The 339-nt window shown below is 44.8% G+C and carries 1 protein-coding gene; it reads right to left on the bottom strand.

What is annotated here, in order from left to right:
- Positions 1 to 339 (bottom strand): ferrochelatase (locus tag HC175_RS21665; RefSeq protein WP_168139969.1); only part of this gene is annotated, 339 nt, incomplete at both ends.

Here is a 339-nt window from a genome sequence, read left to right as displayed (position 1 = left end):
AAAGGTGGTCAAATTCCACTCCTCTTAAAGATTCTGAAATGCTGGTCCCAAGTACCCGAATATAATCGGCATGATTATAAAATGCAGGAACCGATGTGAACTGCATCTGCGGAAAATGTTCTTTCCGAAGCTCTTCTGCCAACACCAGGATAGTTTCAGTAGTCGCCATTGCAAACTGCGGATAAAGCGGAAAAATAAGCACCTCATCCACACCTTTATCATGTAATTCCTCAAGGCCGCTTTTTATGGAAGGCTTTCCGTAGCGCATAGCCAGAGCGATTGGAACAGAAGTAAGCTCATCGACCTTCTCCTGCAGCCTTTCAGAAAGCACGATCAAAG

This window comes from Salinimicrobium oceani, assembly GCF_012037645.1.
Note: the sequence above shows the minus strand (reverse complement) of the source record. Positions and strands in the feature narration are given on the sequence as shown.